The organism is Paenibacillus sp. Y301 (assembly GCF_059445505.1).
Window position 1 is genome coordinate 27,534 of record NZ_JCAIUL010000012.1, and the last position, 22,839, is coordinate 50,372.

At 40.8% G+C, this 22,839-nt stretch carries 23 protein-coding genes; 22 read left to right on the forward strand and 1 reads right to left on the reverse strand.

Annotation, left to right across the window (positions count from 1 at the left end; translation table 11 throughout):
* Positions 1–38: 38 nt before the first annotated feature.
* The 11 genes from AC1D69_RS18910 to AC1D69_RS18960 all read left to right on the forward strand — a co-directional run bounded on the left by AC1D69_RS18910 (position 39) and on the right by AC1D69_RS18960 (position 11,953).
* Positions 39–203 carry a hypothetical protein gene (locus AC1D69_RS18910; RefSeq protein WP_495457697.1) on the forward strand — a complete coding sequence of 55 codons (165 nt, stop codon included), beginning with the start codon at positions 39–41 and terminating at the stop codon, positions 201–203.
* A 173-nt stretch (positions 204–376) separates the two neighbouring features.
* Positions 377–883: a type 1 glutamine amidotransferase domain-containing protein gene (locus tag AC1D69_RS18915; protein ID WP_495457698.1), complete on the forward strand. Its 507-nt coding sequence runs from the start codon at positions 377–379 to the stop codon at positions 881–883.
* A gap of 45 nt (positions 884–928) precedes the next feature.
* Positions 929–1,354 carry a hypothetical protein gene (locus AC1D69_RS18920; RefSeq protein WP_495457699.1) on the forward strand — a complete coding sequence of 142 codons (426 nt, stop codon included), beginning with the start codon at positions 929–931 and terminating at the stop codon, positions 1,352–1,354.
* A 563-nt stretch (positions 1,355–1,917) separates the two neighbouring features.
* Complete coding sequence (gene hisS / locus AC1D69_RS18925) at positions 1,918–3,162, forward strand: histidine--tRNA ligase (protein ID WP_495457700.1); 1,245 nt, start codon at positions 1,918–1,920, stop codon at positions 3,160–3,162.
* Between the two features lie 31 nt (positions 3,163–3,193).
* Positions 3,194–4,975 (forward strand): aspartate--tRNA ligase, encoded by a 1,782-nt coding sequence (aspS, locus tag AC1D69_RS18930; protein WP_495457701.1) that lies wholly within the window; start codon positions 3,194–3,196, stop codon positions 4,973–4,975.
* A gap of 15 nt (positions 4,976–4,990) precedes the next feature.
* Positions 4,991–5,746, forward strand: a complete 756-nt coding sequence (locus AC1D69_RS18935; protein WP_495457702.1) for a tRNA threonylcarbamoyladenosine dehydratase — start codon at positions 4,991–4,993, stop codon at positions 5,744–5,746.
* 130 nt (positions 5,747–5,876) lie between these two features.
* The gene (locus AC1D69_RS18940; RefSeq protein WP_495457703.1) at positions 5,877–7,175 is read left to right on the forward strand and encodes an NCS2 family permease; all 1,299 of its coding nucleotides are present in this window, start codon (positions 5,877–5,879) and stop codon (positions 7,173–7,175) included.
* 101 nt (positions 7,176–7,276) lie between these two features.
* The gene (locus AC1D69_RS18945; RefSeq protein WP_495457704.1) at positions 7,277–7,591 is read left to right on the forward strand and encodes a hypothetical protein; all 315 of its coding nucleotides are present in this window, start codon (positions 7,277–7,279) and stop codon (positions 7,589–7,591) included.
* 2 nt (positions 7,592–7,593) lie between these two features.
* Positions 7,594–9,774 carry a HelD family protein gene (locus AC1D69_RS18950; protein WP_495457705.1) on the forward strand — a complete coding sequence of 727 codons (2,181 nt, stop codon included), beginning with the start codon at positions 7,594–7,596 and terminating at the stop codon, positions 9,772–9,774.
* 404 nt (positions 9,775–10,178) lie between these two features.
* The gene (locus tag AC1D69_RS18955; RefSeq protein ID WP_495457706.1) at positions 10,179–10,451 is read left to right on the forward strand and encodes a CD3324 family protein; all 273 of its coding nucleotides are present in this window, start codon (positions 10,179–10,181) and stop codon (positions 10,449–10,451) included.
* Positions 10,452–10,648: 197 nt separating this feature from the next.
* Positions 10,649–11,953 (forward strand): replication-associated recombination protein A, encoded by a 1,305-nt coding sequence (locus AC1D69_RS18960; RefSeq protein WP_495457707.1) that lies wholly within the window; start codon positions 10,649–10,651, stop codon positions 11,951–11,953.
* Positions 11,954–12,033: 80 nt separating this feature from the next.
* Here AC1D69_RS18960 and mnmA read toward each other — a convergent pair whose 3' ends face one another.
* Positions 12,034–13,170: a tRNA 2-thiouridine(34) synthase MnmA gene (mnmA, locus tag AC1D69_RS18965; RefSeq protein ID WP_495457708.1), complete on the reverse strand. Its 1,137-nt coding sequence runs from the start codon at positions 13,168–13,170 to the stop codon at positions 12,034–12,036.
* 290 nt (positions 13,171–13,460) lie between these two features.
* Here mnmA and cymR point away from each other — a divergent pair, with 290 nt between their 5' ends.
* From cymR to mltG, 11 genes are all read left to right on the forward strand, one after another.
* Positions 13,461–13,880 carry a cysteine metabolism transcriptional regulator CymR gene (cymR, locus tag AC1D69_RS18970; RefSeq protein WP_495457709.1) on the forward strand — a complete coding sequence of 140 codons (420 nt, stop codon included), beginning with the start codon at positions 13,461–13,463 and terminating at the stop codon, positions 13,878–13,880.
* A 68-nt stretch (positions 13,881–13,948) separates the two neighbouring features.
* Entirely contained in the window at positions 13,949–15,106 is a 1,158-nt protein-coding gene (locus AC1D69_RS18975; protein WP_495457710.1) for a cysteine desulfurase family protein, read from the forward strand.
* 127 nt (positions 15,107–15,233) lie between these two features.
* Positions 15,234–15,758 carry a PRC-barrel domain-containing protein gene (locus AC1D69_RS18980; RefSeq protein ID WP_495457711.1) on the forward strand — a complete coding sequence of 175 codons (525 nt, stop codon included), beginning with the start codon at positions 15,234–15,236 and terminating at the stop codon, positions 15,756–15,758.
* Positions 15,759–15,762: 4 nt separating this feature from the next.
* Positions 15,763–15,972, forward strand: coding sequence for a YrzR-like zinc ribbon domain (locus AC1D69_RS18985; protein WP_495457712.1), 210 nt, complete (start codon positions 15,763–15,765; stop codon positions 15,970–15,972).
* A gap of 176 nt (positions 15,973–16,148) precedes the next feature.
* Complete coding sequence (locus AC1D69_RS18990) at positions 16,149–17,207, forward strand: AI-2E family transporter (RefSeq protein ID WP_495457781.1); 1,059 nt, start codon at positions 16,149–16,151, stop codon at positions 17,205–17,207.
* Positions 17,208–17,582: 375 nt separating this feature from the next.
* Entirely contained in the window at positions 17,583–20,216 is a 2,634-nt protein-coding gene (gene alaS / locus AC1D69_RS18995) for an alanine--tRNA ligase (RefSeq protein WP_495457713.1), read from the forward strand.
* Positions 20,217–20,358: 142 nt separating this feature from the next.
* Positions 20,359–20,619: an IreB family regulatory phosphoprotein gene (locus tag AC1D69_RS19000; RefSeq protein WP_068659186.1), complete on the forward strand. Its 261-nt coding sequence runs from the start codon at positions 20,359–20,361 to the stop codon at positions 20,617–20,619.
* A 9-nt stretch (positions 20,620–20,628) separates the two neighbouring features.
* Entirely contained in the window at positions 20,629–21,045 is a 417-nt protein-coding gene (ruvX, locus tag AC1D69_RS19005; protein WP_495457714.1) for a Holliday junction resolvase RuvX, read from the forward strand.
* 11 nt (positions 21,046–21,056) lie between these two features.
* A complete protein-coding gene (locus AC1D69_RS19010; RefSeq protein ID WP_495457715.1) occupies positions 21,057–21,371 on the forward strand; it encodes a DUF1292 domain-containing protein in 315 nt (104 codons plus the stop codon).
* The gene (locus AC1D69_RS19015) at positions 21,364–21,675 is read left to right on the forward strand and encodes a DUF1292 domain-containing protein (protein WP_495457716.1); all 312 of its coding nucleotides are present in this window, start codon (positions 21,364–21,366) and stop codon (positions 21,673–21,675) included. Before AC1D69_RS19010 ends, AC1D69_RS19015 begins: the two co-directional genes overlap by 8 nt.
* Before the next feature lie 105 nt (positions 21,676–21,780).
* On the forward strand, positions 21,781–22,830 hold the full coding sequence (gene mltG, locus AC1D69_RS19020) for an endolytic transglycosylase MltG (RefSeq protein ID WP_495457717.1): 1,050 nt from the start codon (positions 21,781–21,783) through the stop codon (positions 22,828–22,830).
* Positions 22,831–22,839 lie beyond the last annotated feature (9 nt).

Sequence of the window (22,839 nt, forward strand, 5' to 3'; positions counted from 1 at the left end):
TTCAAGATATTCTTAAGCATCCAAAGGAGCGCTGTATCATGCGACAGTCATCCAAACAAGGGGCATCTCAAGTATTACCCATGTTGCCTATAGGTAGTTTTTATGAAATCATTCAAAGTGATCGTGCTTTAAAAGACGTGTCATATCCAATGTGGTCGGTCTGCCCCAAGGGTAACCATCGTGAAGATATACCAAGGATGTAGCACGTTAAATAGGAGTAAACAGGGACAACCTATCAAGGTTGTCTTTTTTAATATATAGAATTTGCTTATTGAGATGGAGTTGAAACTTGATCTCTTACATAACAGTTAGGTGTTATAAAATACGCGGATTAGGGTAATAACAATTAGATCTTAAAAAAAAGGAGCCCGATATCATGAGTAAAGTTGCATTTCTATTAGCTAATCAATTTGAAGATTCCGAAATGAAAGAACCCTATGATGCTGTGACAAATGCAGGACACGAAGCTGTTATCATTGGGTTGAAAAAAGGCGAAACACTTAAAGGAAAACAAGGTTCATCCACATATACAACAGACTTAGCCGTAGCAGATGCCCTAAAGGAAGAATATGATGCTGTTGTTATTCCAGGAGGTTCTTCTCCAGAAGCGTTACGTCTGGATTCCAATATATTAGAATTTGTAAAAAAAGCGAATGAAAAGAAGAAACCGATCGCCGCGATCTGCCATGGACCACAAATACTTATAAGCGCAGAATTGCTTAAAGGCCGAGTGGTTACTTCTTACCAAGCGCTACAAGATGATATGATCAATGCAGGTGCTGAGTTCAAAAATGAAGAGGTTGTGGTTGATGGTAACTTTATTACTTCACGTACACCTGATGATGAACCCGCTTTTATTCGTGAATTATTAAAGGTACTTTAATCTCATATATTTTGTATGATTCCAGTATGAAAAGGGAGGATTCACATGTCTAAACATATTCAAGCCTATTTCCAAACCGAGGATCAAGCAGAAAGTGCTAGAATTATCCTTCTAACGTATAAAACAGAAAATCTAGAAGTTAGTAAGTTAGCGGAGACTATTGGGCGCAATAATAATCTTCTATTGCCTCTTGTGGCAATAAGTCCATCAGGAAATATGAACAATTCAGGAGCAGTAGGTGTTATGGGTGGTGGAGTCGCTGGAAATAACATTGTTCCAATCATAGAAAGTGATGGTAATTCAGATTCGAACGTTAACAAGAATGGAACGTTAATTGACACTGCGGATGTAACAACTGATAATGTTGAAAACTTGAATTATGTTCTTGTTGCGAAGGTTAAAGATGAGCAATATGATGAAATCGTCCAAAAGCTTCGTGAAGTCCACGCATATGTGGAAAAGATGGATTAGATCCAACCATAATAAAGCGCTTACTTAATTGTAATATAACTGTAATGTAGAATACATGATCCTTTAACATAGCCTGACTATAATAGACCTATGACCCCCTTTTTTTAATATAATTTTGGACCTACAATGTCGATTGTAGGTTTTTTTCTGTCGTAAAAGAGATGTGAACTATTGACTTTAGTGCGCTAGTTCATTACAATCTAAAAATAGTTATAAATTGATTCAATGACAGGATTAAGTAATCCAGGCCCCACAAGATCAGAGAAGAGTCCCTTGGCTGTAAGGATTCTCTTGATGACCGGATGAATGACTTCCTCGAGAACAGTTGGCGAAACAAGTGAAGTCTCATAACATTCACATGATTGTAGTAGCCACCTGCGCTGAACGGGCGTTAATCGTGTAAGCAAATGGTCATGCTCGTCTAAGGACAGTTGGTCATTTGAAATGTGGGTGGTACCACGGGTGATTCGTTAATAACAATCTCTCGTCCCGGTTCTTTTTGAACAGGGCGGGGGATTTTTTGATTTTAAATTGGTTAAATATGTAAACGGAGGTATGGATAGATGGCCTTTCAAAAACCGACAGGAACGCAAGATTTATTGCCAGGAACGGTAGAAAAATGGCAATACGTTGAGCAAAAAGCGAGAGATTTATGTAGACGTTTTAATTATCGTGAAATTCGGACACCGCTTTTTGAACAGACGGATTTGTTTGTACGTGGGGTTGGAGATACAACCGATATTGTTGAGAAGGAAATGTATACATTCAATGATAAGGGTGACCGCAGCATGACATTACGTCCTGAAGGGACGGCTGGTGTAGTTAGAGCCTATGTAGAGAATAAGCTCTACGGTGAACCCGATGTCAGCAAATTGTACTATATCGGATCGATGTTTCGGTATGAACGCCCACAGGCAGGACGATATCGCCAATTTCATCAATTTGGTGTAGAAGCCTTTGGAGCGGTTGATCCTGCGATTGATGCGGAAGTGATATCGCTAGGTTATCAATTTTGTAAGGAGTTAGGACTGCAGGGTGTGAAAGTAGAAATTAACTCTGTAGGTACACCTGAGACTCGTACAGCATATCGTGAGCAATTAATTGCCTATCTAACACCTATGAAAGATAGCCTTTGTAAAGATTGTAAATCTCGGATGGAGCGTAATCCAATGCGAGTGTTGGATTGTAAAGTGGACCATGATAAATTTCATGATGCACCCTCTATTTTAGAAAGTCTAGATGAAGAATGCAGCACTCTTTTTGAAAAGGTAAAGCAGCATTTGGATGTGATGGAAGTGGACTATGTTGTGAATCCAAGATTGGTTAGAGGACTAGATTATTACACGCATACCGCGTTTGAATTTAAAGCAGAAGGTATTGGCGCTATCGACACAATTGGTGGAGGAGGTCGTTATAATGGCCTTGTCAGCGGCATTGGTGGTCCTGACCAACCGGGTATTGGTGTAGGGATTGGGTTAGAGCGTATTATACTTATTCTTGAGAAACAACAGATCGAATTAAATGCACAGAAACCTCTAGATGTATACTTCGTCGCTTTAGGGGAAGCAGCAGATAAAGAAATTACCAAACAATTATTTAAGCTTCGCCAACTTGGTTTCTCAGGAGAACGCGATTATTTGGGACGGAAGATGAAAGCACAAATGAAATCATCTGACCGTTTCAAGGCACGGTATACTGCCATCCTAGGGGATGACGAGTTAGAGCGTGGAGAAATTGCGCTGAAATCGATGGAAACAGGTGAACAACATACTGTGAAATTGGATGAGCTACATCTTAAGCTTGTATAAAATTAGGATTAAAAAAGGAGAACGATTAAGAATGAGTAGAACCCATCAATGTGGAACACTTACGCCAGGCCATATCGGAGAGACAGTTACTTTGAATGGTTGGGTACAGACTCGTCGTGACTTGGGAGGCGTTATGTTTATTGATTTCCGTGACCGTAGCGGGATCGTACAGATCGTATTTAACCCAGCATACTCCGGCGAAGCACTTGCTATCGCTGATAAAGTTCGTAGCGAATATGTACTGAAAGTAACAGGAACAGTTGTAGAACGTGATGCAGAGACTGTTAATGCTAATCTTCCTACGGGACAAATTGAAGTCCATATTACTGAGATCGAAGTATTAAATTCAGCTAAGACACCTCCATTCTTTATCGAAGATGGTGTTGAAGTAGATGAATCACTTCGTCTGAAATATCGATATTTAGATCTACGTAGACCTGAGATGCAGAAGACCCTTATCTTACGTTCAAAGGCTTCCAAAATATTCCGAGACTTCTTGGATGAAGAAGGATTCATTGATGTTGAGACACCTATCTTAACGAAGAGTTCACCAGAAGGCGCGCGTGATTATTTGGTACCAAGTCGGGTCCATGCTGGAGAGTTCTTTGCTCTTCCACAATCACCACAAATATACAAACAATTATTGATGGTCGGTGGACTGGAACGTTATTATCAAATCGCTCGTTGTTTCCGTGATGAAGATCTTCGTTCAGATCGTCAACCTGAATTTACGCAAGTCGATATTGAGACTTCCTTCTTAGATCGAGATACGCTTCTAAACATGATGGAGAAACTGATGGCGCGTCTCTTTAAAGAAACGGTAGGCGTAGAATTACCATTGCCATTCCAACGTATTAGTCATGCAGAAGCGATGAGTAAGTATGGTTCTGATAAACCGGATCTACGTTTTGGCTTGGAACTTGAAGATTTGAGTGACATCGTAGCTAATAGTGGTGCTAAGGTATTCGCTTCTGTGATCGAAAAAGGTGGACAAGTGAAGTGTCTTAACGCTAAAGGATGCGGAACATGGAGTCGTAAGGACATCGATGAGCTTGGAACATATGCAAGCCGTTATGGAGCGAAGGGTCTGGCTTGGGTTCAAGTGAAAGATGGCGAATTCAAGGGTCCAATCGTTAAATTCCTTACAGAACAAGAAATTGAAGCGATTAAAGAACGTACGGGCGCTGAAGAAGGCGATCTTCTATTATTCTCCGCGGATAACAGTAAGGTTGTTGCAGATGTGTTAGGTGCATTACGTCTTAAAATTGGTCGTCAACTAGGATTAATTAACGATAAAGAATTCAAATTTGTCTGGGTATTGGACTTCCCATTACTTAGTTATGATGATGACCAAAAACGTTATATTGCAGAACATCACCCATTCACACGTCCTAAGGATGAGGACTTAGCATTATTCGATACAGATCCTCTAAAAATGCGTGCGGAAGCTTATGATATTGTATTAAACGGCTACGAAGTGGGTGGCGGTTCAATGCGTATATTTAAACGTGAGATTCAGGAGAAAATGTTCAATGCACTTGGTCTTTCACCTGAGGAAGCTTACGATAAATTCGGATACTTACTTGATGCATTTGAGTATGGAACTCCACCTCATGGCGGGATTGCCTTTGGTTTAGACAGACTTGTTATGTTATTAGCTGGTCGTACGAACCTTCGTGAAACGATTGCTTTCCCAAAAACAGCCAGTGCTACGGATCTGTTGATGGATGCTCCTTCACCGGTAGAAAATGTGCAGCTTGAACAGCTTCATATTAAATTGTCCAAAAAACCAGGTGATGACAAGAAATCATAAAGGAGGTCTAGTTAGATGCTGAATCAATTCTCGCGTACAGAACTCGCGATTGGATCAGAAGGCCTTGAAATCATGAAGAATAGCACGGTAGCCGTCTTGGGTATCGGGGGAGTGGGCTCCATTGCAGTGGAGGCCCTCGCTCGTACAGGAGTTGGACGAATCATTCTGATTGACAAAGACGTTGTGGATATCACGAACGTTAATCGACAAATTCATGCCTTAACTACGACAGTAGGTCAGAAAAAGACAGAATTAATGGTTGATCGGGTTAAACTCATTAATCCAGAGTGTGAGGCTATCGCGCTCAATATGTTTTATACGGATGAAACGTATGAGGAATTATTTAAATATGACTTGGATTATGTACTAGATGCGTCTGATACCATTGTGTATAAAATTCATATTATTAAAGAATGCCTCAAGAGAAAGATTCCGATGATTTCTAGTATGGGTGCTGCGAACAAGATGGATCCAACACGTTTTCAAGTAGCAGATATATCGAAGACAACAATGGATCCTATTGCCAGGGTCATTCGTACTACACTTCGCAAGGATGGTATTAAGAAAGGCGTGAAAGTCGTGTTCTCTACGGAGACACCGATGAAACCACGCGAAGATATCACACAGAAGATTGTGCCGGAGAATGCACCAGATAGACGGAAAGCGAAGCAACCGCCTGCGAGCAATGCTTTTGTACCGCCAGTTGTAGGATTAATTATGGCTAGTGTTGCGGTTCGAGAGTTACTTGCTAACAATGGGATTGTGACATAAACGTGAATTTTTAATTTCAAAATAGGGTTGGCGTGGTTGCCGAATTTCGGTCTCCACGTCCTTTTTTTGTGATTATGAGATATGCTAGAGACTGAATTTAAATGTAAATAGAGAATAGGGGAGCAAGTAGATGAAAACAGGATTTTGGCACCGAAGTTTAGGTCTTACCCCAGAAGATGATTGGAAGAAAGAATGGATTGCAGGATTGGTATCCTATTTTGCAGTTGTTTATATTGTGATGGTCAATGCTACGATTCTTCACGATGCAGGAATGCCACTAAAAGCAGCCATGGTGGGTACACTACTAACGTCAATTATGGGGTGTCTGCTAATGGCTTTTGGAGGGAAGTCACCTATTATTGTTGTCCCGGGTATGGGAATTAACGCCTTTTTCACCTATACGCTAGTCCATTCTATGAAGCTTAGCTGGCAGGAAGCGCTTGCTGTTGTTAGTGTTACGGGCGTGATTTTTTCAATCGTAGCTTTTACTTCGTTATACAAAATCATCAGTGAAGCCATTCCTAAGAATCTTCAACATGGTATAACCGTAGGAATTGGATTATTTCTAACGTTCATTGGATTACAGAAATCTGGCATTGTAGTTGCACATCCGACGACATTTGTCGCTATTGGACATTTCTCAGATCCATCCGTTATCGTATCTTGTGTGACGTTACTCTTAGGATTAGTTCTTTTTGTACGAGGAGTACAGGGAGGCATGCTCATTACGATGCTTGTAGGAACTGGACTTGCGTATCTCCTAGGCGCCGGACCAACTTCAACTAAAGCGGAGTCAGGTCATACCTTCCAAGCATACGGTGAGGTATTTGCAGGACTATCATGGACCAGTATCGGAAGTATCGTATTTTGGATTGCTGTTTTTCTCATGTTGTTGATTGTTGTCTTTGAAAATATTGGGTTAGTTGCTTCTCAGACAACTCTTATAGGACGTCCAGAGAACTTTAAGGGAAGCCTCAGAGCCTTGTCAGTAACGAATATATTTGCCGGTATATTTGGTACAAGCCCTGTTGTAGCTGCTGCAGAGTCTACTGCCGGTATCGCGGCAGGAGGGCGTACTGGGTTGACCTCATTAGTATCAGCTATTTTGTTTGGGGCAACATTTTTCTTTATCCCCCTACTGACTTGGATTCCGGATAGTGCTCTCGCACCTATTCTAATTATTATTGGTGGGTTGATGGTTCAAAGTGTACAGGAAATGGATTTCAAAGATCTTACCGAAGCTTTTCCAGCTTTCTTGTTGATGGTGATGATTCCATTTACTTACAGTATTGTGGATGGTATGGCCTTTGGCTTCATTGCGTATCCTGTTGTGAAGTTAGCTCAGAATAGAGGGAAAGAAGTTTCTCCCGTTCTATACGGAATTGCTATTTTGTTTATAGCTAACTTTGTTCTTAATTCCATGTTATAAAAGGTTTACCAAGCATTCTAGTTGGATGCAGCTACGATGACGGATTGTCCTTCAGATCGCTGATGCCCTCTGATTTCTTGATTGTATATTGCTTGAAGCGGATGAAATCAGAGGGCAAACCTATGCTTTCGAAGAAGCTTTCCTATGGAAAGCTTGTAGGCAAACGCTGCTGCTTCTTCAGGACAATTCCTTCACCTTCGCTGATGTTGGTTAAATTCAAAATGGCTCGTGGTTTCTCAAATAGCGTTATGATATACTTGATTTTCTTTGCTGTAAGACAATATTTTAAGCAAAGCTTATATCAAACAGGAAGCGAAAGCTCCAAAAAAACTTTGGATTATGCTTACGAAGCAAGTTTTTTTTGCGAAGTAGAGCAGGAAGCGAAAGCTCCAAAAAAACTTTTAGGAGGTAACTGAAATTGGAAAATGACTTTCAAAGTGCCTATCAAGAGGAAGAGAAAAGGCTGAATGATGCGATCTCAGAAATTGATCGCCAACTGGAATGGCTGCAAGGTGTTGATGTCTATACGGGACATGATTTCACAGAGCAAATCCTCGAAGCGGGGCGTGAAGAGAAGCGTATAGCACTGGCCAAAAGCCTGCAGGAGCCTTATTTTGGACGCTTGGATTTCCAAGGTACGAAGGATCAAGACAAAAAACCACTTTATATCGGAAAGATTGGTGTCGATCGTGAAGTGGTGACAGATCAGCCACTTGTTATCGATTGGCGTGCACCTGTGGCGAGTCTTTTTTACTCATTCACGGGTGGTGAGGAGTCTGCGTCTTATGAAGCGCCTGAAGGACTGATTGAAGGGCTTGTGTATTTGAAACGTAACGTCGTTATACGAAAACAAATATTAGAGCGAGTTTCTGATACCTATAACAGAGAGAATGAGCAACCTGCGGTATCCGATGAATTTCTAGTCTTTCGTCTTGGAGAGAACAAGGATAATAAGTTGCGTGATATCGTATCAACGATTCAGGCAGAACAGGATCAGATTATTCGTGCTGCCAAGAATACAGCACTCATTATTCAAGGCGTAGCAGGTAGTGGAAAAACAACCGTCGCACTACACCGTCTGGCCTTTTTACTGTATCAGTACAAAGAACAGGTCACAGCGGAAAAAATGATTATTTTTGCTCCCAACCATATGTTCTTGGATTATATTTCTGATGTACTTCCTGAACTGGGCGTAGGTGATATTCAACAGAGTACCTTTGCTGATTGGGCAATGGACGTGCTTGAGTTAAATATGCCACTTGCAGATGCAGGGGAGACACTATATTATTGGTTCGAACATGTAGGTGGAACTCGGGAATTGAATGATGAGGTACCAGGGCGATTCAAAGGGTCTTTGACGCTCATGAAGATGATCTCAAGTGTAATTGAATCGTTGGAGAATTCCTCTGTACCAGAAGGTGATTTCACCCCATGGGATGGTAAGGTATTATCACGGGACAAGATTCTATATTGGTATAACGAAGAATACAAGCCGTATCCACTTGCCAAACGTAAAGAGCGTGTCATGGCGAGGATCCATCGTTGGGTAGAAATGGAGCTTAAGAAGTCTCCATCAGAAGCCGTCCTTAAAGATCGTAAGAAAAAGGCAACACAACGTGAGAAGAGTTATTCTTCCAAATGGCCTAAATATGAGCCTTTGACATTATATAAACAAATGTTTCGTGCTTTGAAAGCACCTATCGGATGGTCAGATGAAGCATTAGAAGGAATTCCAGCTAGCTTGCTGAAATCAACCCAGTCTGATCTTAAGAAGGATATCATTCGTGAAGAGGATCTGTCCCCCCTTCTTTATATTCATTATTTATTGAATGATATAACAGGCGATCAGCGATTTGATCATATCGTTATTGATGAAGCACAAGATTTCTCACCTTTCCAGGTGGCTGTTCTTGATTTATTTGTAAAGGGACATTCGTTCACCATTCTAGGAGACCTTTCACAGGGAATTCATGCATATCGGGGAGTACATCACTGGGAAGAGATGAGTTCATTATTTAAGCCAGAACATACGGCTTATTTCGCATTAACTCGAAGTTATCGTTCAACCATGGAGATTATCGAATTTGCGAATGGCATTTTGGAAAAAGGTGTCCAAAGTGATCTTATGGCAGTCCCCGTATTTCGTAGTGGAGATCCAGTTCGATTAATTCCTTATGGTCAAGGTGAGGATGCAAGGGTAAGTAATCTACAAGAAGCATTAAGTCGATTGTCTATTAAAGAGTATCGGACGGTAGCTATCCTGACGAGAACACTTCATGAGGCTAGAGAATTACATCAGCAATTAGCAGGAAGTGTAGCTGATTTACACCTGATTGATGGAAGTAAACAAGCCTATCAAGGTGGGTTATCTGTACTTCCCGTGTATCTGTCCAAAGGGTTGGAATTTGATGCTGTTATTGTAGCGGATGCAGATTTAGAACATTATGGTCCCAAGCCATGGGACGCTAAGTTGATGTATGTAGGTTGTACGCGTGCGTTGCATGAGCTATGGATTCTGCATGGCGAAGATATCCCTAATTATTTGGGTAGCACTGAAGAAGAGATAGCCGTTGAAGGTTGGCCTGAAGAATCTGAATAGAATAAATGATGAGGATTACCCCTTGGGGTAGTCCTTTTTTGGTAAAAAATAGTTTTACTCATTCTTTCACTTGTTGGTATACCTGATTATATGAGTTAATAAGGATGTCGGAACCGACCATTACGCCATGAAAGGAGGCTGATTGAATTGATCAACGCATACGAGGTGGTTTCCGCGTAAGCGGAAGCCTACAGAAGGGGACCGCCGTAAGCGGTCCCCTTTATTATTTTTTTATAACCATGAGGGTATTTAATGATGTATAATAAGATCGGTTGGAAAAAAAATACATAGTCGAAAGGAGGCGGAATCAATGGGCGTTATTAAAAATATCTTAAATGCAGCAGTAGAAGGACAATGCTTTAAGGAGGACGTTGATTATCGCGAATTACAAAAATGGCAGGGATGTGCTTCCACCTAGCTTGTTGAAAGAGCTTCAACAATATATTCATGGGGAATTGATATATATCCCGAAGAAGAACAATCAGCGTGTGGGCTGGGGAGAACTCAGTGGAACACGGAAGCTGATCACCCGTAGGAATGAAGAAATTTATGGATTATATTCAGAAGGTCGCTCTGTTGAAGATTTGCAACAAACCTATCATTTATCTGAAGACAGTATCCGGAAGGTCATTGTCAAAATGCGGATGGAGCTAGGTAAATCTTCAGTAAAGAGTTAGCATAGAAGTTCATAGTTCCTTTATAGTTCGTAGAAACGAATGCCGTCTTTGATAATGGATGGGATTGTCGTTTCTACTTGTAGAAAACGTATACCGTGTGGCGGATGAGCCAGACGGTTTTCTTATGTTCATCCCGAGTATGATATGATAGATAAAGACATTTCTAATCTCGATGGAGTTAAGGACGTGAATTATATATGGATTTATTCTCTTTTCAGCAGGAATCAGACCCAGTCTCTCGGCTATTAGCCGATCGAATGCGTCCGGTAAATCTGGATGAATATATTGGGCAAGAACATATTATTGGACAAGGAAAATTGTTACGACGTGCGATTGAAGCGGATCAAGTCTCGTCGATTCTTTTATATGGACCTCCAGGATCAGGTAAAACAACGTTAGCACATATTATTTCTCATCATACGAAGGCAACCTTTGTTCGCTTAAATGCGGTCGAAGCTTCTGTCAAAGATGTGCGAGAGGTTATTGATCAAGCGCAAAGCAGTAAGTCTTTATACGGAACTAAGACGATTCTATTCTTAGATGAGGTACACCGCTTTAACAGTTCGCGTCAAGATGCATTGTTACCAGCTGTTGAGAAGGGTACCATTGTGTTTATTGGTGCGACAACAGAGAATCCCTTTCATTACGTCAATGGCGCTTTAATGAGTCGATCAACGTTATTTCAATTGAACGCACTCACGAAAGATCATTCCTTAATCGCTATGAAACGTGCTCTTGTAGATTCGGAAAAGGGTCTCAATTATATGAAGCTCAATGTCGATGTAGATGCACTTGAGCATATCGCTACAATGGCTAATGGAGATATTCGTAGAGCATTAAATGCATTGGAGCTTGCCGTGCTGACAACGGCTCCAGAAGATGATGGTACCATTCATGTGACGATTGAAGTCGCGGAAGAATCGATTCGTAAACCTATTGTAAAAGCAGATGAATCAACGCAATATGATATCATTTCGGCTTTTCATAAGAGTATTCGGGGTTCAAGTGATGCGGCACTATTCTGGTTTCTGTATGGAGTAGAGAAGCTTGGAATGGATCCGATGGTGTTTATTCGACGATTGATTGCAGCGAGTAGTGAAGATATTGGACTTGCCAATCCACAGGCACTGGTACAGGCGGTGAGTGCCCTTGACGCGTATCGGAACAATGGTTGGGCTGAGGGGAAATTAAATATCTCACAAGCGATTTTATTTGCGGTTGAAAGTCCTAAATCCAATGCTGTATATCTTGCTATTTCGAAAGCGATGACGGCTATAGACGATGTGCGATCCGCGGAGGTACCGCTACACTTGAGGGACACCCACTACAAAGGGGCAGTAAAGCTTGGACATGCAGGATATAAATATCCTCATGATTTCCCTAATCATTATGTGAAGCAAGATTATTTACCTAAGGACATCTCACGTCGGGTATTCTATCAAGCGACGGAACAAGGAAATGAATCTAAGATTAAGCTGAATCAAGAGCGACGGCGTGAATAAGCTCTCGATACCTTCCATAAAAAAAATGGGGTGATCTAGTCATGTTCATGACTTATAGAGCAACCCCATTTTTAATATGTTTATTTTATTTTTACAGGTGGGATAGTGTAAGGTACTTTTTCTACTTTATCAATGGTACCGCCACCTAAGCATTCTTCACCTTGGAAGAACACAACGGCTTGTCCTGGCGTAATGGCTTTTTGTTGTTTATCAAAAACAACATGAACCGTTCCATCGGGTAGCCAGTTCAATGTCACCCCTTGATCGGGTTGACGATAACGGAATTTGGCTGTGCAAGTAAAAGGTCCTTTGGGCAAAGAATCTTCTCCTTCAATCCAATTCACTCCTGTTGCCATAAGACTGTTTGAATACAGACTAGGATGACTATCCCCTTGAACCACATAAAGGACGTTCTTCTCTAGATCCTTATCAGCTACAAACCAGGGTTCACCGTTACCAGATCCACCAATACCGAGACCTTGGCGTTGGCCTAAGGTATAATACATCAGCCCATCGTGGTCTCCTTTAACTTCCCCTGTTGCAATATCCACCATTTTACCAGGTTGAGCGGGTAAGTATTGGCTTAGGAATTCTTTGAAGTTACGTTCGCCGATGAAGCAGACACCTGTACTATCCTTTTTCTTAGCCGTATATAAACCAGCTTCTTCCGCAATACGACGTACTTCTGGCTTGGGAAGATGACCGATTGGGAACATAGCTTTAGAGAATTGTTCTTGATTTAAGGCATTGAGGAAGTATGTCTGATCTTTATTACTATCAATACCACGTAATAGTTTATAGACGCCGTTCTCTTCCACTACTCTGGCATAGTGTCCGGTAGCCACATAATCTGCCCCTAAATCGAGGGCTTTATTTAGGAATTCGCCGAACTTGATCTCACGGTTACACATGACATCAGGATTGGGTGTCCGTCCGGACTTATATTCATCAAGGAAATAGGTAAATACTTTATCAAAGTATTCCTTCTCGAAGTTGACTGTGTAATAGGGAATATCGATCTGTTCACAGACACGACGTACGTCTTCAGCATCATCTTCGGCGGTACAATTCCCGAATTGATCCGTATCATCCCAATTTTTCATGAAGATTCCGATTACGTCATAACCTTGCTGTTTCAGAAGCAGCGCAGTGACAGAGGAATCGACACCTCCAGACATGCCGACAACGACACGTGTGTTGCTATTATCTTTTGACATTAGAATCACCATCTCTAACTTTAAATTATGCCCATATCGTATTTTAACATAACCACGATAACTTCACACACCATGATAATGTCCACTCCGGACGAACATTTCATCAATTTGTAACGGTTTGTTTTCCATATATGAAGCGAATATGATACCATAAGCAAAGGGTAATGATCGGAATACGATGGAATAGGTTGAAATACCCCCAAATATACCGATATTTGTTTATAATATGGATGAAATGAACAATAGACAATCATACACGAGTTTTATACGAATAGAAAGAGGTGCTATGGATGAAAATATCAACCAAAGGACGTTACGGATTAACCATTATGATGGAGCTTGCTTCTAGATTTGGAGAAGGACCTACTTCATTAAAGAGTATTGCTGAGAAGAATCAATTATCAGAGCATTATCTTGAGCAACTGATTGCACCACTACGTAATGCAGGTTTAGTAAAAAGTGTTCGCGGAGCCTATGGTGGTTATATTTTATTTCGTGAACCTTCATCTATTACTGCAGGTGATGTTATTCGCGTTCTAGAAGGACCGATCTCCCCTGTGGACTTTACTGAAGAGGATGATCCAGCAAAGAGAGACTTATGGCTTAGAATTCGAGATGGAATCGCTAGTGCTTTAGATTCTACGACGCTTGCAGATCTTATCTCTTTTGAAGAGAAGAGTGAAGCAGATAATTACATGTTTTATATTTAGCAGATTATTTGTCTGTCATTAATGGTTAATAATCTGTCTTTTAAAAATCAATAGGTGGTGGCTTTACAATGAATTCAATTTATTTGGACCATGCGGCTTCCACGCCGATTCATCCAGAAGTAGCTAACGCCATGATGAAGATCATGACTGAACAATATGGTAATGCTTCAAGTGTACATAGGTATGGAAGAGATGCCAAACGTCTATTAAACGGAGCGCGTGATCGCGCATGTGTATTATTAGGTTGTTATCCTGATGAACTTGTTTTTACAGGCGGGGGAACAGAAAGTGATAATTTAGCCTTATTTGGGGTATCTTCATTATTAAGCCACAAAGGAAAGCATATTATTACATCCTCTATTGAACATCATGCTATTCTGCATACTTGTGATGAACTTGAACGTCAGGGGTTTCGTGTGACGTATCTTCCTGTAGATTCAACAGGGCAAGTTAGTCTTAGTGATGTAGAGGACGCCATTACGGATGATACCATTCTGATTAGTGTAATGTATGGTAACAACGAAGTAGGCACAATTCAGCCGATCGAAGAGATAGGCAAGCTAGCACGTAGTCGGGATATTCTATTCCATGTGGATGGAGTTCAGGCTTTGGGGGCGGTTCCTATTTCTTGTAGAGAGCTACCTGTGGATCTGATGAGCTTCTCAGCACACAAAATTAATGGGCCACAAGGGGTAGGCGCTCTATATGTACGTCGTGGTCTACAGTTGAATGCTCGGTTATATGGGGGACTTCAAGAGAAGAAACGACGTGCAGGTACAGAGAATATTGCCGGAATCGTTGGATTCGCCAAAGCAATCGAACTTGTGTATGACAACTTACAAGCAAGAAGAGAGTCCTATTTACTTCTAAGAAGTACCTTACTTCATGCATTAGAACGGGAAATTGGACGTGAATCCTTTATTGTAAATGGTCATCCTACGGATTTCCTACCTCATATTCTCAATGTTAGTTTTCCTGAAGTTGATTCTGAGACACTACTTATGAGTTTGGATATGGAGAGAATTGCGGCAGCAAGTGGATCCGCTTGTACTTCTGGATCGTTAGAATTATCACATGTTCTTAAAGCTATGGGTCTTCCTGAGAATGTTTTGCGCTCTGCGATTCGTTTTAGCTTTGGTATGGGTAATACTGTTGAAGATATGGATAACACCGCGCAAATTATTGGAACCATTCTTCAGCGCATACGTAAAAGAGATCAAAGGTAATTCTCAACAATGGATAGGGAGGTAAGATGGTTTTCCATGTCATCCCAGAAATCATGGCTCAGGTCAGTTCGTGTATAGTTCTAATGCACTGTGGTTTCAAATTGATGATGGTGAGGAGGGTCTTGCCTTGAAGCTTCAAGAAATGATTGGATTAACCGTATTTGATGTTGAAGAGGGCAAAGAAATTGGCAAAGTGTGCGATTTCATCTTAGATGCTCAATTAACAATTACCGGGTTTGAACTTGAACGAAAAGCATTATTCTCTAGCATGGTTAAAATCATTGACTGGAGTGATATTGTTGCTTACGGCGAGGATGCCGTAATGATTCGTAATCAACAGGCTGTTCGTAAGACGAAAGCCGACAACATACAATTTACTTACTCTCTTGGAAAGAACAAACTGAAGGATTTACCTGTCATAACAGAGGATGGTCTTATGCTTGGTAGAATAACGGATGTTTATATAGACAAGGAAGTGGGCAATACAATAGTAGGTCTGGAAATTAGTGATGGATTTGTCACGGATATAATTGAAGGACGAAAGTGGCTACCCTGCACACCCGATATGGTCGTTGGGGAGAATGCTATTGTGGTTCCTCCTATGAGCGAGGAACGTCTAGTACAGCCACTCATTCTGGAAGCGGATAGGTGAAAATATGAAATGTCCTAATTGTAATTCGAAAGATATCGGAAAGATTGGATCTCATCAGTTCTATTGCTGGGGTTGTTTCATCGAACTAACGGTTAACGGCGAGAAAATGTCTGTTTATCAAGTAGAAGAAGATGGAACACTAAGCTCTTTGGATGATTTGTTTTTTGGTGAAGAAATGGCCCAAGACTTCCCACATATACATGTTTCTTCTTAATTGTATGTGGCTAGTAAACGTATAGGTGGTTTTCTTACATACCCATAAACACCTCTTGTTTGTTGTTGAACGTTGACAATAGATGGAGGTGTTTTTGTTTTTTAATATTCTTTAAGATCTGTACATATACTACCGTGTAGAAGCTAGTCCGGAAGGGGGATGATCCATTGGAATCCATGACACATAACAAATGGTTTCGATTTATGATCTGGGTATTATTTGGTCTTATTATTGTTTACTTCATATGGTTATTACGCCCTTTGTTCATGAATATCTATCAATTTCTCAAAATAATTCTTGCACCATTCATCGTTGCCATGATCATCTCTTATGTCCTTAATCCCGTCGTTAGTATGCTTCAGAATCGAAAAGTACCCCGTATTATAGCCGTACTTCTTATTTATGCGGTGTTTATATCGTGTCTTGTGGTTATTCTAATGAATATGATTCCTGTGGTCATTGAGCAATTGGATGAATTAAATGAACATCTACCAGAGATGACGATGCATGCTCAAAGTTTCGTGACCAATTTAAATACAAATCTTGTTCCGTCTGGTGTTAGGGCAGGTGTTATGGATTGGTTCTTTCAGTGGGAAGACCGATTAGCCCAGGGAATATCCAGTTTTATGGATAACATAGGAAATACCATTAACATCGTGCTTAATATATTTATCGTTCCTTTCCTGATATTTTATATTTTAAAAGACTTTGATGTGTTCGAACGAACAGTGGTGTCATACTTACCTCGTTCAGGGCGAAAGGCCGTTGTAGTTGTATTAAAAGAGATCGATAGCGCACTAGGTAGTTATGTTCGAGGACAGTTCATGGTGTGCATAATTATTGGCGTTCTTGCTTATGTTGGGTATATGATCATAGGGATGCCTTATGCATTATTACTTGCCATTGTCGTTGCGATCTTTAATGTAGTCCCCTACCTAGGCCCCTTTCTAGGCGCTGCTCCAGCTGTTGTTATGGCATCTACGGTATCGATCAAAATGGTATTGATGGTTATTGTTGTGAATACAATATGCCAAATGCTGGAGAGTAATGTGATCTCACCCCAAGTTGTGGGTAGAAAGCTACATTTACACCCTGTACTGATCATATTCGCCTTATTAGTAGGAGGAGAAATTGCGGGAATTGTAGGACTAATTATTGCAGTACCTTTGTTGGCTGTTATGAAAGTCATCATTCAGCATCTATTCGCTTATTTTATCAAGCGAAAAACGGTGTGACACTGGATTGACAGAAGCATGGTAGCTCTATATACTTGTACTGATAATGAGTGAAATGGATAAATCGAGGATGAAATAAAGTACGTCGGTGTTTCTTGCCCAGAGAACAGACTCCTTTATGTGTGAAATCATAAAGGCTGAGAGAGTCTGAAAGTATAGCCGTCGGAAAGCTAATTTCGGAGTGTGAGTTAAACTCACCGGGTGGACCCCGTTAGCAGCCGTAACAAAGGCGATCGCTAGGATGGATATTAATAATTTTCCGATTCAAGCGATAACCAGGGTGGTACCGCGATCTAATCGTCCCTGAATATTCAGGGGCGTTTTTTGTGTTTTTAGGCATGAATATGCTAGATCTATATGATGGAGGCGTTTGATATGAAAGCAAGTGAGATTCGTTCCAAATGGCTAGACTTTTTCGAGGAAAAGGGACATAAGATTGAGCCTAGTGCTCCGCTAGTTCCACATAATGACCCATCCCTTTTGTGGATTAATGCAGGTATGGCTCCGTTGAAGTCATATTTCGATGGACGTGAGAAACCAGATAATCCACGGATTGCCAATTCTCAGAAATGCATAAGAACAAATGATATTGAGAATGTTGGGAAGACACGTCGTCACCATACCTTTTTTGAAATGTTAGGGAACTTCTCCATTGGGGATTACTTTAAAGAAGAAGTAATTACATGGGCTTGGGAATTTCTAACGGATAAGAAATGGATTGGTTTCGATCCAGAGCGTTTATCCGTAACCGTATATCCTGAGGATGAAGAAGCATATAAACTTTGGCATGAGAAAATAGGTCTTTCTGAGGATCATATCGTGAAACTTGAAGAAAACTTCTGGGATATTGGTGAAGGTCCATGTGGTCCTTGTACAGAAATTTTCTATGATCGAGGAGAAGCTTATGGGAATGATATGTCGGATCCTGAGATGTACCCAGGTGGAGAGAATGAACGTTACCTAGAAGTATGGAATCTTGTGTTCTCCCAATTTAATCACAATAAAGATGGTAGCTATACACCACTTCCTAATAAAAATATTGATACCGGTGCAGGTTTAGAACGTCTGGCATCTATTCTTCAAGATGTGGATTCTAACTTCGATACCGATTTGTTCCAACCGGTTATTCAACAGACGGCAACGTTAGCTAAAGTGAAATATAACGATAGTGTAGAGCAAGATATTGCGCTAAAAGTGATTGCTGACCATGTTCGTACCGTATCATTTGCTGTTGCAGATGGTGTGCTACCATCTAATGAGGGCCGTGGATATGTTATTCGTCGTTTGCTTCGCCGCGCGGTTCGTTACGGTAAAGTGTTGGGTCTAGATCGTCCTTTCCTCTATACATTAACGGAAACGGTTGGCAACGTCATGGGTGTCTATTACCCTGAAGTTGTTGAGAAACGTGAATTTATTGAAAAAGTGATAAAGACAGAAGAAGAACGTTTCCATGAAACATTATCTGATGGATTATCTATTCTTGAAGATATTAGTAATCAAGCTAAGCAACAAGGGCAGACTTCTATTAGTGGTAGTGATGCGTTCAAACTTTACGATACGTATGGATTTCCTTTCGACTTGACGGAAGATTATGCAACGGAACATGGACTTACAGTAGATAGAGAAGGTTTCGATGCCGCTATGCAAGAGCAACGTACACGTGCTCGGGCAGCAAGACATGATGGTGGTAGTATGCAAGTACAAGGCGGAATTCTTGGAGATTTAACGATTAAAAGTGAATTTGTTGGATATAATGACTGCGTAACCGAATCTAAAGTCATGGCGATCATTGTAAATGATGCTCTAGTAGATAGCGTTTCAGCTGGTGAAGCATGTCAGGTCATACTTGATATCACACCGTTCTATGCAGAAAGTGGCGGACAGGTCAGTGATCAGGGTCTGTTACGAGGCGGACAAGTTACGGCTAAGGTAGAAGGATTATTTAAAGCTCCATTAGGTCAACATGTGCATCGCGTGGTTGTTGAAGCGGGTGAACTAAAAGTTGGTGAGACTCTTAAAGCTGAAGTTAGCCGTGAGAAACGTTCTGATATTGTGAAGAACCATACAGCTACCCATTTGCTGCATAAAGCCCTTAAGGACGTATTAGGGGAACATGTTAACCAAGCTGGATCTTTGGTAGATACACAACGTTTACGATTTGACTTCTCACATTTCGGTAGTATTTCGCAAGAAGAACTTACAGAGATTGAGCGTCGTGTGAATGAACAGATCTGGAATGGCATTGATGTCAATATTGAATACAAATCAATCGATGAAGCGAAGTCTTCAGGCGCTATGGCGTTATTCGGTGAGAAGTATGGAGATATTGTAAGAGTTGTACAAGTTGGAGATTATAGTCTTGAATTATGCGGCGGATGTCATGTGAGCAACACTTCACAGATCGGTATTTTCAAACTTGTAAGTGAGAGTGGTATTGGTTCAGGTGTAAGACGTATTGAAGCAGTAACAGGACGTCTAGCGTATCTGTACTTGGAAGGACAACTTGATATTCTTAAACAATCAGCAGAATTGCTGAAGTCTAATTTACATGATGTACCTAAACGTATTGATGCATTGCATCTACAACTTAAAGAAGCAAATCGTGAGAATGAATCGCTTCAGAGTAAGCTAAGCATTATTGAAGCAGGTAAGCTAAGTGACCAGGTCACTTCTGTTAATGGTGTAGAATTACTAGCAGTTCGTGTAAATGCTGGTAGTATGGATGGCCTACGTTCTCTTGCAGATGAGCTGAAGGAGAAACTTCCGAATGCAGTACTAGTTCTTGGTGCGGCAATGGACGATAAAGTGAACTTTGTCGTAGCTGTACCTCAAGATTTAGTGAAGTCTGGTCTGCATGCTGGTAAGCTAGTGAAAGAGATTGCTTCTATCTGTGGTGGTGGCGGCGGTGGCCGTCCTGATATGGCTCAAGCTGGTGGTAAGGATGCAAGTAAGTTAGATGAAGCTCTGAAATCAGTGAATGAGCTTGTTACTAAGAGTATAAAGGCTTAAGTAAAAGGAAATTTCTTTTATTCTTCACAACAGGATTTCCTTCCAACGCGATGAATATGTTATGATAGTGACAGAAACAAATATTTAAGATTGTATTCGCTAAAACGTGCTAAACATGTTTTAAAGAAGCGAGGTGTCGTGAATGGATTCTATGGATAAGACAGTCAAATTTAATGTTAATGGCGATGAGTTAGAGGCTTCTTCGAAGGAGATACTTCTGACGGTATACGATGCTTTGGTGGAGAAGGAATATCATCCGATCAACCAGATCGTCGGTTATCTTTTATCCGGAGACCCTGCTTATATACCACGTCATAACAATGCTAGAAGTCTCGTGAGGAAGAAAGAACGAGATGAATTGATTGAAGAGTTGGTAAGGTTTTATTTAGCCAATCACCGTTAGGAGAACTTGATGAGAATCATGGGGTTGGATTATGGGGATCGTAGAATTGGAGTGGCAGTTAGCGATATGTTTGGCTGGACTGGTCAAGGGCTAGAGGTTATTGAACGTCGTCGCGAAGGAATTGAGTTCGAACGAATTACGGCTCTGGTCCGGGAGTATGAGATTGCTGAGATAGTTGTTGGCTTACCCAAGAACATGGACGGTTCAGTAGGTTTCCGAGGAGATATTTGCATCGAATTTGCGGATAAGCTGAAGGAGCTACTAGAAATACCTGTTCATTTGTGGGATGAGAGATTAACAACCGTATCTGCTGAACGAACATTAATTGAAGGCAACGTCAGCCGAAAGAAACGTAAACAGGTCATAGATCAGATGGCAGCCAGTTTAATTTTGCAAAACTATTTAGATTCTAAGAGTATAAGGTGAGGGTGATATACATGGCTAATGACAATATGAGTATTGAAGAAGAACCGGAAATTATTTATATACCGGATGAAGAAGGCAATGAAGAAGAGTTCGAAGTGATTATGAAGTTTGAAGTGGATGGTTCTGATGCTAAGTATATGATGGTAGTTCCTATGGATTCAGAGGATGAAGAGACAGACGAAGTCTACGCATTCCGTTATGAAGAAGATGAAGATGGGGACGATATCAAACTATACATGATCGAAAGTGATGAGGAATGGGCAATCGTTGAAGAAACATTCAATACGCTTGTTGCTGAACTCGATGGAGGGCAATTAGATGACTGAGTTCTCTAGTAACCAGGTCGAATGGAGTAATCGTTTAAAGGAAGCCTTCGGTCCTACAGTGGAATTGGAAGATGAAGAAGGAATAACATCAGTATATGATCTAAGTGCTGAATTTGTTGTTGGGGATCAGAGCTATGCCGTTCTACTAAAAGTAGATGAAGATAGTGATGAATACGATATTCTCAAAATTGTTACTTCTGCAGAAGGCAATTTAGAGCTTGTCACCATTGATGATGATGAGGAATGGGAGAACGTCGCTGAGTTGTATGATGAATTGACGTTCCCTCAAGATACCGATATTTAACACGTGTAACATCTGCTAGTATCTTAGCGACAACTCATTCCAATAGGAAATGCCGAAAGGGCGGATTAGTCCGCTCTTTTTGGCTGTGAAGGGACGGGAATTTCCTTGAAAGCTAGAACCAAAATAGTTGGTATTATACTTTTGCTCCTAGTATTGGCTGTAGGCGGTATCGTGTTGTATATATGGAACGGTTTGCAACCCGTTAAAGATTCTGATGACAAGGTACAGTTTACGATCGAGCAAGGCATGGGTACGACTCAAATCGCCAAACTATTACATGAGAAAGCATTGATTAGGAACGAACTAATATTCATTGGATATCTGAAGTGGAAAGATCAGGGTAGTCGATTTCAAGCAGGTACCTATGCTACTACACCTGGACATTCGAACGATGATTTAATAGCGATGTTGAATAATGGAGACGTCGTCAAAGAAGAAATGATCCGTTTCACGATTCCTGAGGGATATACAGTTGAGCAAATAGCAGAGAAGCTAGATCAAGAGGGATTTGTAGACGGTACAAATTTTCTGAAGTTAGCTAACCAATCTACCAATGTCGATGAAACATTACCAGGAGCTATTCCTAACGATTCAGAAATGAAGCATGCATTAGAGGGATATCTCTTCCCAGAAACATACGAATTGAAAAAGGGAAGTACAGAGATCGATATCATAAAGAAGATGACATCTGAGTTAGAACAGAAACTAAATAGTATTGAAAATTGGGAGCAACTGATGAAGCAACGAGGGCTAACGTTACATGAATTGCTCACGATATCGTCATTGGTTGAACGTGAGGTTGTTGTGGATTCGGAGCGAGCATTAGTAGCTGGCGTTATTGATAACCGGTTGAAAAAGGGACAAAAGTTAGAAATCGATGCTACAGTACAATATGCACTTGATAAGCCTAAAGAACGCCTTTTCTATAAAGATTTAGAGATAGAGAGTCCTTATAACACCTATTTAAAAAAAGGGCTCCCTCCCGGTCCGATCTGTAACCCAAGTCTTGCTTCAATTAAAGCAGCCCTTCAACCGAAAGCATCTGAATATTTCTTCTATGTGACGAAAAAAGATGGGTCTCAAACACATTTGTTTGCAAAGACGTATAAAGAACACTTAGTAAATATTGAAAAAAGCAATAGTATGTCAAAATAAAAGAGGTGC